This window comes from Streptomyces sp. NPDC092296 (genome assembly GCF_044755465.1).
Lineage (GTDB): Bacteria > Actinomycetota > Actinomycetes > Streptomycetales > Streptomycetaceae > Peterkaempfera.
This window is the reverse complement of sequence record NZ_JBIVRB010000022.1, coordinates 62,353-71,976: the sequence shown is the minus strand read 5'-3', so window position 1 is coordinate 71,976 and position 9,624 is coordinate 62,353. Positions and strand designations below refer to the sequence as shown.

7 protein-coding genes are annotated in these 9,624 nt (G+C 72.2%); 5 read left to right on the top strand and 2 right to left on the bottom strand.

The window, feature by feature from the left end; all coding sequences use genetic code 11:
• The 4 genes from ACIQGZ_RS28375 to fabI all read left to right on the top strand — a co-directional run.
• A partial coding sequence (locus ACIQGZ_RS28375; protein WP_402607276.1) for an amino acid adenylation domain-containing protein occupies positions 1-2,955 on the top strand: 2,955 nt, incomplete at its 5' end.
• Between the two features lie 54 nt (positions 2,956-3,009).
• Complete coding sequence (locus ACIQGZ_RS28370; RefSeq protein ID WP_402607273.1) at positions 3,010-3,228, top strand: MbtH family protein; 219 nt, start codon at positions 3,010-3,012, stop codon at positions 3,226-3,228.
• Positions 3,228-3,989, top strand: a complete 762-nt coding sequence (locus ACIQGZ_RS28365) for a thioesterase II family protein (protein ID WP_402607270.1) — start codon at positions 3,228-3,230, stop codon at positions 3,987-3,989. Before ACIQGZ_RS28370 ends, ACIQGZ_RS28365 begins: the two co-directional genes overlap by 1 nt.
• Before the next feature lie 374 nt (positions 3,990-4,363).
• On the top strand, positions 4,364-5,161 hold the full coding sequence (gene fabI / locus ACIQGZ_RS28360; protein WP_402607267.1) for an enoyl-ACP reductase FabI: 798 nt from the start codon (positions 4,364-4,366) through the stop codon (positions 5,159-5,161).
• Between the two features lie 50 nt (positions 5,162-5,211).
• Here fabI and ACIQGZ_RS28355 read toward each other — a convergent pair whose 3' ends face one another.
• Together ACIQGZ_RS28355 and gntA are read right to left on the bottom strand one after the other, a co-directional pair.
• Entirely contained in the window at positions 5,212-7,044 is a 1,833-nt protein-coding gene (locus tag ACIQGZ_RS28355; protein WP_402607264.1) for a BTAD domain-containing putative transcriptional regulator, read from the bottom strand.
• A gap of 329 nt (positions 7,045-7,373) precedes the next feature.
• The gene (gene gntA, locus ACIQGZ_RS28350; protein WP_402607261.1) at positions 7,374-8,126 is read right to left on the bottom strand and encodes a guanitoxin biosynthesis heme-dependent pre-guanitoxin N-hydroxylase GntA; all 753 of its coding nucleotides are present in this window, start codon (positions 8,124-8,126) and stop codon (positions 7,374-7,376) included.
• Between the two features lie 437 nt (positions 8,127-8,563).
• Between gntA and ACIQGZ_RS28345 the strand changes: the two genes are divergently transcribed.
• The gene (locus ACIQGZ_RS28345; RefSeq protein WP_402607258.1) at positions 8,564-9,196 is read left to right on the top strand and encodes a GPP34 family phosphoprotein; all 633 of its coding nucleotides are present in this window, start codon (positions 8,564-8,566) and stop codon (positions 9,194-9,196) included.
• Positions 9,197-9,624: the final 428 nt, after the last annotated feature.

Here is a 9,624-nt window from a genome sequence, read left to right as displayed (position 1 = left end):
CACCAACACGTCCAACTCGCCACCATCCAAGCCCAGACCGGCCACACCGAACTCTTCGACACCACCACCGTCTTCGAGAACTTCCCCCTCGGCGCGACGGAGGCCCCTCAGCTCGCCGGCGGTCTGGAAGTCACGGACATGACGGCACGGGACGCCACCCACTACGCGATCACCCTGGTCGGCCTGCCCGGCGAACGACTGACCTTCCGGCTCGACTACCGCCCCGACGTCATCGACCGCGACACCGCCCACCGCCTCGCCGACTGGCTGCACCGCATCCTGACCGCCGCCGCACACAACCCCGAGCAGGCGGTCAAGGACCTGGCGCTGATGGACGCCGCCGAGCGCGACCGCCTGCTGGTGGACTGGAACGACACCGCGCACCCGGTCCCGGCCTCCACCCTCACCGAGCTGCTGGAGGCCCAGGCGCTGCGCTCACCCGACGCCCTCGCGCTGGTGGCCGACGGCATCCGGACCGATTACGCGGAGCTGCACGCGCAGGCGAACCGGCTGGCCCGGACGCTCATCGAGCGGGGCGCGGGCCCCGATCGGCCGGTGGCGGTGGCCCTGTGCCGGGGGCACCGGCTGATGGTGACGCTGCTGGCCGTGCTGAAGGCGGGAGCGCCGTACCTGCCGCTCGACCTGGAGCTGCCGCCGGGCAGGATCGCCCTGATGCTGGAGAGCGCCGGGCCGGTCTGCGTGGTGGCCGACAGCCGCACCGCCGGGGCACTGCCCGCCTCGGCCGATGTGAAGCCGCTGGTCCTGGACGATCCGCAGGTCGAGCAGGAGCTGGCGACCCGGGAGGCGGGCCCGGTGGGCGACGCGGAGCGGTCGGCGCCGCTGGACCCCCGGCAGCTGGCGTACGTCATCTACACCTCCGGGTCCACCGGGGTTCCCAAGGGGGTGGGCGTGCCGCACTCCGGCATCGTCAACCGCCTGCTGTGGATGCAGGACCGGTACCGGCTGGGCGCGGACGACCGGGTGCTGCAGAAGACCCCGTTCGGTTTCGATGTGTCGGTCTGGGAGTTCTTCTGGCCGCTGCTGGCCGGGGCCGCCGTGGTGATGGCCCGGCCGGAGGGCCACCGCGACCCGGCCTACCTGGCCGGGGAGATCGTCGCCGAGCGGGTGACCACGGTGCACTTCGTGCCGTCGATGCTGGACGCGTTCCTCCAGGAGCCCGCGGCCACGGGCTGTGCGGGTGTGCTGCGCCGGGTGATCTGCAGCGGCGAGGCGCTGGCCGCGGCCACCCAGGATCGGGCGCTGTCGCTGCTGGGCGCCCCGGTGCACAACCTGTACGGGCCGACCGAGGCGTCCGTCGACGTCACCCACTGGGACTGCCGGGCCGGCGACGACCCGGTGCCGATCGGGCGGCCGATCCGGAACACCAGGGTGTATGTGCTGGATTCCGCGCTGCGGCCGGTGGCGCCGGGCGTGGCAGGTGAGCTGCACCTGGCCGGCGCCGGGTTGGCCCGGGGCTATGTCGCGCGCCCGGGGCTGACCGCCGAGCGGTTCGTGGCCGACCCGTACGGCGGGCCGGGAGCGCGGATGTACCGCACCGGCGACCTGGTCCGCTGGACCGCCGAGGGTGTGTTGGAGTACCTCGGCCGGACCGACGACCAGGTCAAGATCCGTGGTCTGCGGATCGAGCTGGGGGAGATCGAATCGGTGCTGCTCCGGCTGCCCGGAGTGGCCAACGCCCGGGTGGTGGTGCGCCGGGACGGCGCGGCGGAGGCCCGGTTGGTCGGCTATCTGGTCCCGGACGGGACGACCGGGGCGCCGCCGGAGGCCGACGCACTGCGGGCCGCGCTGGGTGCCGTACTGCCGGGATACATGGTGCCGACGGCGTTCGTGACCCTGGCGGAGCTGCCGCTGACCCTCAGCGGCAAGCTGGACCGCCGGGCGCTGCCGGCTCCCGCCTCCCCGACGACGGACGGCGGCCGGGCCCCGCGCACCGCGACCGAGCAGCTGCTCTGCTCCGCCTTCGCGGAGGTGCTGGGCCACAGCCGGGTGGGCCCGGACGACAGCTTCTTCGCTCTCGGCGGCCATTCGCTCACCGCGACCCGGTTGGTGCACCGGCTCCGGGCGGCGATCGGTGTGGAGATCCCGGTCCGTGCCGTCTTCGCGGCGCCGACCCCGGCCGGCCTCGCGGGCCTGCTGAGTGAGCGCCGGCTCGACGCCGGCGGGCTGGAACCGGTGCTGGCGCTGCGTACGGACGGTTCGCTGCCGCCGCTGTTCTGCCTGCCGCCGGGGGCCGGGCTGAGCTGGTGCTATGCCGGGCTGCTCGGCGGCCTGGACCCCCGGCAGCCGGTCTACGGCCTTCAGTCGCCGGCTCTGAGCGGGGGCGACTCGGCGCGGACGCTGGACGCGATGGCCCAGGGGTACGTGGAGCGGATCGTGGGGCTGCGGCCGCAGGGGCCGTACCGGCTGCTCGGCTGGTCGGCCGGTGGCAATCTGGCGCATGAGGTCGCGGTCCGGTTGCAGGAGCGTGGCGAGTCCGTGGAGCAGCTGGTGATCCTGGACTCCTATCCCGGCCCCGCCGCCGACGGTACGGCGGAGCTGACGTATGCCCAGGTCTTCGCCGACGCCTTCGGGCCGGGGCTGGGGGACCCGGCCGACCCGGCGGCCCGGGTGCGGGCGATGGAGCTGGTCCGGGCCGAACTGGGCGACCTCGGCCGGCTCGGGGACGGCACGGCCGAAGCGGTCCTGGAGACCTATCTGCTGACCACCCGCGCGCTATTGAATTTCCGGCCCCGCCGATTCGCGGGTGATCTGCTGTTCTTCCGGGCTGCGGACTGGACCGTGGACGGCACGCGCCGCGACACGGCCCGCTGGCAGCCGTACGTGACCGGTGGGATAAAGCTCCACCAGTTGTCGGCGGCGCATGAGGAGATCTCTCGTCCGGATGTCCTTTCGGGAATCGGGAAGGTTATTGCAGGGCTGGCGGCCGAGGGCTAGGGTCGGAGCGTCCGCGACGACCTCAGGTGCAATCAGGAGAGGAAACAGGAAAGCATGACCAACCCCTTCGAGGACAACGACGCAACCTTTCTGGTGCTGGTGAACGACGAGAACCAGCACTCGCTGTGGCCGGAATTCGCCGCAGTCCCGGCCGGCTGGCGGACGGTCTTCGGTCCGGGCAGCCGGGAGGACGCGTTGGCGTATGTCTCGCGCGAGTGGACCGACCTGCGCCCGGCCAGCCTGGTCGAGGCGATGGCCAAGGCTCAGGGTTGATGGCTGCGCCCGGCAGCAGCACCGCGGCCCGGTGGCTGCGCTGCCAGCGGCCCAGCGCCGGGGCGGCCGTCAACGTGGTGCTGCTGCCGCACGCGGGCGGCTCGGCGGGGTTCTACCGGGGATGGCACGGTCTCCTGCCGCGCGAGCTGGAGTTGCACGCGGTGCAGTACCCCGGCCGGGAGGACCGGTTCACCGAACCGGCGATCCAGGACATGGCGGAGATGGCCGACGCCGTGACCGAGGCGATCACTCCGTTGTTCGCCCGTGAGGTGGTGCTGTTCGGCCACAGCATGGGCGGCTCGATCGCCTACGAGGTGGCGCGGCGCTGCGAGGCGGCGGGCCGTGCTCCGCGCCTGCTGGTCGTCTCCGGGCGCGGCGCGCCGCACCGCGAGCCGCCCGCCTCGCTGCACACGGCCGATGACGACACGCTGCTCGCCGAGGTGCGGCAGCAGTCGGCCGACGGCAGCGAGGCGTTGGACGATCCGGAGCTGCGCGCGCTGCTGCTGCCGGTGATCCGGGCGGACTACCGGCTGGCGGAGACCTACCGGCCGCAGGCGGTCGAGCCGCTGCGTGCGCCGATCGCGGTGCTGCGCGGCCGTGGCGACGACGAGGTGGACGCGGAGCGGGCGGCGGCATGGCGTGATCTGACCGCTGCGGGCTGTGGCCAGTTCGAGTTCGACGGCGGCCACTTCTACTTCCAGCAGGACGAGTCGCGGGTGGTCGCCACCGTGGTCGCCCTGATCAGCCGGACGTTCCGCTGACCCGGTGGCCGGTGCCGGGCAAGCTGCGGCACCGGCCCCCCGGGGTCACTTCCGCAGCTTGCGGATCTTGTAGGCCATGGAGAGCAGCAGTACGCCGAGCAGGATGAGCACGACACTCGCCAGATTCTGCTGATGGGGGAACTTGTTCACGATGAAGAAACTCTGGCTGGGGTCCTGGCCGGACATTCGCTGAACGATCGGCGCAATTCCCTGGAGCAGTAGCACGACCCCGGCGATGTCAAGGACAAGCAGCATTTCTCCCCTTCCCGGTACGGGCGGCTGCGGTCGACCCACCCGGCCTGCATCATACGTGCCGACAGTGCATCGCAGGGCCCACCTTTCGGACAGCGTTTGGATATAGGAATCATATGGATATGCTCAAGGGCAAGACGATCCTGGTCACCGGCGTCCTGACCCCCAGTTCCATCGCCTTCCACACCGCCCGCGTGGCACAGGAGCAGGGCGCCCGGGTGGTACTGACCGGATACGGCCGGATGAGCCTGGTGGAGCGTGTGGCGCGCCGGCTGCCCGAGGCGCCTCCCGTCGTCGAACTCGATGTCACCGACTCCGGCCACCTGGCCTCGCTGGCCGACCGGCTGGCCGACCACGTGGACCGGCTGGACGGGGTGCTGCACTCGGTGGCCTTCGCCCCCGAGGGCGCGCTCGGCGGCAACTTCCTGACCACCGAGTGGCCGGACGCCGCCCGCGCCGTGCAGGTCTCCACGTACTCGCTCCAGTCGGTGACCCGGGCCGTGCTGCCGCTGCTCGCCGAGCGCAGCAGCATCGTGGGCCTCGACTTCGACGCGTCCCGGGCCTGGGCCGAGTACGACTGGATGGGCGTGGCGAAGGCCGGACTCGAGTCCTGCGCCCGCTATCTGGCCTCCTACCTCGGCAGCCGGGGCGTACGGGTCAACCTGGTGGCCGCCGGGCCGCTGCGGACCACGGCCGCCTCCTCGATCAGTGCCGACGGTGACTTCTCCGCGGTGGCGGAGTGGAACCGGCGGGCGCCGCTGGGCTGGGACGGGGAGCGGTTCGAGCCGGTCGCGCGGGCCTGCGTGGCCCTGCTGTCCGACTGGTTCCCCGCCACCACCGGGGAGATCATCCATGTCGACGGGGGCGCCCATGCGATCGGGGACCGCCCGGGGAGCGCAGGTCCGGGGCAGTCCGGCTGATCGGGCAGTCGCGGTGATCGGGCAGTCCAGTCGGCCGGGCGGGCTGTGGTTCAGGGCCGACCGCTGCCGACCACGACGCCCTTCACAGCCTGCTCCCGTACGAACAACCGGACCAGCGGGGTGAAGCGGTAGCTGAGCTGGTGGTCATCGTGGGCTCCGGTCAGTTCGAGCAGCCGGGCGTCCACCAGCTCCTCCAACACCTCCTCCGACTGCCGCTCGTCCGTCCGCAGCACACCGGCCGCCCGCGCGGTGGTCCACTGGAGCTCGGGCAGCAGGGCCAGCTGGCGCAGGTGATGGCGGGCCACCGGCGGCAGCGCGACATAACTGGAACGCAGGTGCTCGCGGATGTCCAGCCCACCGGAGCGCAGCGCGTCCAGCCGGTGCTGCTCCGGCGCCATCCGCGCCAGCATCCGGGCCAGCCGCCACTGCGGGCGGGCGGCCAGCCGGGCCCCGCAGATCCGCAGCGCCAGCGGCAGCCGGTCGCACAGCTCGACCAGGGCGGCGGCGGCGTCCGGCTCGGCGGCGACCCGGGCCGGGCCCACCAGCGCGGTGAGCAGCGCCAGCCCCTCGGCGCGGGTCAGCCGGCCCAGGCGCACCAGCCCCACGCCCTCCAGGGCGCTGAGCGGGGTGCGGCTGGTGATGATGGTGCGGCAGTGGGCGCCGTTGGGCAGCAGCGGCCGGACCTGCGGTTCGCTGGCGGCGTTGTCCAGCACCACCACCAGCCGCCGTTCATCGAGCAGGCCGCGGTAGACCTGTACCCGCTCGTCGAGGGTGGCGGGCATCGCGCGCTGGGAGACGCCGAGCGAGCGCAGGAAGACCCGCAGGACCTCGGCCGGCTTCTTGGGCTCGGCGCCGGGGCCGGCCAGGTCCGCGTACAACTGCCCGTCCGGGAAGTCGCCGCGCAGCAGATGGGCGGCGCGCACCGCGAGCGCGGACTTGCCGATGCCCGGCATGCCGGTGATCAGCACCCGGTGGTGCCGGGTGCGGCCGAGCGGGGTCGGGACCCTGCGCAGCTCGTTGATCACCTCGGCCAGTGGCTCCAGCCGTCCGGTGAAGTCGGTGCTGTCGGCGGGCAGCATGGTGGGCGCGCCCTCCCGGCGGACGGTGGGGGCGCCGGTCGGGGCCGGCTCGACCGGTCTCGTCGGCGGGTCGCGCAGCACTCCGTCCAGGATCTGCCGGTGCACCTCGCGCAGTTCCGGGCCCGGGTCGACGCCGAGTTCCTCGCGCAGCATGGTGACGCAGTCGCGGTAGACGGCGAGGGCGTCGGCCTGCCGGGAGGCCCAGGACAGCGCGGTCATCAGGTGCACCCGCAGCCGCTCGCGCAAGGGGTAGGCGGCGACCAGCCGGGTCAGTTCGGGTACCAATTCCTGATGGCCGCCGACGGCGAGGTCGGCCTCGATCCGGCATTCCAGGGTGTTGGCCCAGCTCTCCTCCCACTGCGGTACTTCGGCTTCGACCAGGAAATCGGTGGTATTGGCCAATGGCATACCGCGCCACAGCTCCAACGCCCGGTGCAGCAGGGCGCTGGCGCGCTCATAGCGGCGTGCGGCCAGCGCCTGGCGGCCGAGGCGGTCGAGCCGCTCGTACTCGACCGCGTCGATCCAGGAGTCCTTCGGGTCCAGGGCGTACCCCGGCTGGCGTCGGACGATGGTGACGGAGTCCCCGAACTGCTTGCGCAGCCGGGAAATGTAGGTGTAAATCTGGGAGTTCATCGTCGCGGGCGGTTCCCAGCCCCATAACAAGCGGCTGAGCCGGTCAACGGAGACCACCCTGCCCCTGGCGAGCAGCAGCGTGGCGAGCACCGTGTGGATCTTGGTGCCTGTCAGCGGAAGCCTGGTGTCGTCGCGACGGGCCTCGACCGGCCCCAACACGCGGAACTCCATGATGATACCCCGTTGATGTCGACATCGAACTGATGTACAGGATCACGCTAACCTGGCGGGGCATTCTCTGATTATTGACGTGATTTCACATCGACACCTGCGCGACATCGCTGCGAAACCTGGGGCGGAAAGTCTCGTCGCCTCACACTCTCGATGCGCTTCGCAGAGACCGACGGTACACGGCGGCGAAGCCTCCGGAGGAGATGTCGGATGTCCCGCTTCCGCTTCTTCCACCGTCCCCGGGACGCCGACCGACCGCTGTCGGCGGCACGCCGTCGTACCGCCCGTGGACGGCTGCGTGGCGTCCCGGCCGGTCGTACGGGGGCGGCTCAGCGCGGGTCCGCCTCCACCGCTCGCGCGGCCGGCTCCTCGGCTGCCGGGTTCGGCGTGAAGGGACAGCGCCACTCGGGGTCGGTCATCCGGCCGCTGTAGTGCCGGGCCTCGTCCTTGTAGGCGAGGAAGCTCGGGTTGACCGAGCCGTGCCAGGCCTTCTCCCGCTTGCGAATCCGGCCGCGGAGCTTGAAGAAGTTCATGCCGAGCGCGTTGAACTGGAGATGGGAGTTGAAGACCAGGGTCGGGCTGCCGAACCGCCGACTCGGCCGGGAGGCGCCCGGGTGCAGTCCGACCACGAAGAACGGGTGACCGCCCACCGAGAAGCCGAAGTTGGTGGACGACGGGTCCGCGTCGTACTCCGTGCTCCACGGGTGCTGCCGGCTGTCCCGGTCGTGCAGCGCCTGTAGGTGGCGCCAGAGCGTGGTCTCGAAGCCCTGTTCATCGGCGAACCGCGGCCCCTCGAAGGTGGCCACGAAGGAGGTGAAGCTGCGCGCGCTCGGCTCGAAGCCCTGGAGGAAGGTGTAGAGGGCCGCCAAGTGCTCCTCGACGGCGGCCTCAGTGCCGAGTCGGCCGAAGTGGTGGTGGACGATGGTGTTGCGGCGCAGCGCGGCACGGGCGCCCAGGCAGACGAAGTCCTCCTCGCCGATGAAGTCGGCCAGCGCCGCGTAGACCCCCTCGGCCGAGACCGGCGACGCGGCCGCAGCAGGTCCCCCGTCCACGGCGGCGGCGCTCTCGCCGGGGCCGGTCATCGGGCCGCCCGGCGGACCTCGGCCACGGTGGCGACCGTCGGCGCGGACTTCCCGGCACGGTCCGCGCCGGGCACACCAGGCACTGTGGGCACACCGAGCACCGTGGGCACACCCGGCACACCTGGCGCACTGCCGAGCCGCGACATCGGCCCCGTCCCGTCAAGGGCGGCGGCCCCTGCGGCTCCGCCAGGGCCCTTGACCAGCCCGTGAACGGTGGCCCACGACAGGCCGGCGGTCTGCGGCAGTGGTGTCATGCGCGCCAGTAGACCGCCGCCGCCTATACAGAGTCGATATGCGCCGTCCTGCTCTCGTCTGCAAGGAGGAGCCGGCCCGACCTCCCTGAGGACCGGTGGGGCCGACCGTCATCCTTTCGGTTCAGTGCCGGTCCGTCCTCCAGACCGATCAGCGCCGCGCGGCCGGACCGTAACCTTGTGGAAATGACTACCGCGCTGCCCTACCGGATGTATCTGCTCGCCTACGACTCGGCCGTGCACGGACCCTTCAACCGCAGCCGGGTCGGCTGCCTGGTCCGGGCCGCCGCCGTCACGGAGCTGGCGCTGCGCGGGCGCATCGTGGAACGCGACGGCGCCGCCCGGGTGACCGGGTCCGCTCCCACCGGAGATCCGGTGCTGGACCAGGTGCTGGCCCAGACCCGCCGCCCCGGGGCCGGCTGGCAGCACCTCATCCGGTGGGACCGCCCCCGGACGCTGGCCGCGGTCGAGGACCGGCTCGCCTCGTGCGGCCTGCTGACGGTCGAGGAGCGCAGGACCCTGGTCGCCCCCAGCCGGCACGTGGTGATGTCGGATCTGGCTGTGGTCCGGGCGCTCCAGGAGCACGCCGCCGCCGTACTGCGGGGCAGCGACCCGACCGACCGGGTGCCCCTGGACGACGCCGCGCTGGTGGCCCTGGCCGCCGTGGGCGAGATCGGCCCGATCGCGTCCTGTCGGGACAGCGGCCACCGGGCCCGGGTCGACGCCATCGTCGGCCGGCTCAGGGAGCTGACGCCCGGCCTGGAGCAGGCGATCCGCAGCCTCCGCCCGACCATGGCCACCGTCCGCGCCCACTCCTGAGCCACCCCTCGCCGCCGCGGCGCCACCGCCGCGCAACTCCCGGTTCAGCCGACCGAACCGTGATTTTCACCCGCCGCCGCTCCGGCCGGAGAGAGCGTCTGACGCCTGGTCAGGCCGCGTTACCCGGCGGTTGCAGCCAAGCAACTCAGCGGCCTGCGGCTCCCCGGGCACGGCCGGTCCGCGACGGCCGCTTCGCCCGGTTTTCGGGGCCGCCGCCGGGCTATCCACCGGCCATCGGGCAAGCTTGACGCAGATGGTCCGCTCACATAACGTTGGGGATACCGATGCGATACTGAGCTCACGGGGGAGGTCAGAGTTGCTCCATAGAATGCATGGCTCCACAGCCTCGTAAAATGCCTTCCGACGTCAATCGTGCGGACTTCCCGAGGGCGATCCGGTGAGGTCACAGCAGACCCGGACGCCCGAAG

What these genes read in the sequence shown, in the direction of transcription:
- ACIQGZ_RS28370 (WP_402607273.1), top strand. Translation starts at nt 3,010, where the DNA reads ATGACCAACCCCTTCGAGGACAACGACGCAACCTTTCTGGTGCTGGTG.
- ACIQGZ_RS28365 (WP_402607270.1), top strand. Translation starts at nt 3,228, where the DNA reads ATGGCTGCGCCCGGCAGCAGCACCGCGGCCCGGTGGCTGCGCTGCCAG.
- fabI (WP_402607267.1), top strand. Translation starts at nt 4,364, where the DNA reads ATGCTCAAGGGCAAGACGATCCTGGTCACCGGCGTCCTGACCCCCAGT.
- ACIQGZ_RS28355 (WP_402607264.1), bottom strand. Translation starts at nt 7,044, where the DNA reads ATGGAGTTCCGCGTGTTGGGGCCGGTCGAGGCCCGTCGCGACGACACC.
- gntA (WP_402607261.1), bottom strand. Translation starts at nt 8,126, where the DNA reads ATGACCGGCCCCGGCGAGAGCGCCGCCGCCGTGGACGGGGGACCTGCT.
- ACIQGZ_RS28345 (WP_402607258.1), top strand. Translation starts at nt 8,564, where the DNA reads ATGACTACCGCGCTGCCCTACCGGATGTATCTGCTCGCCTACGACTCG.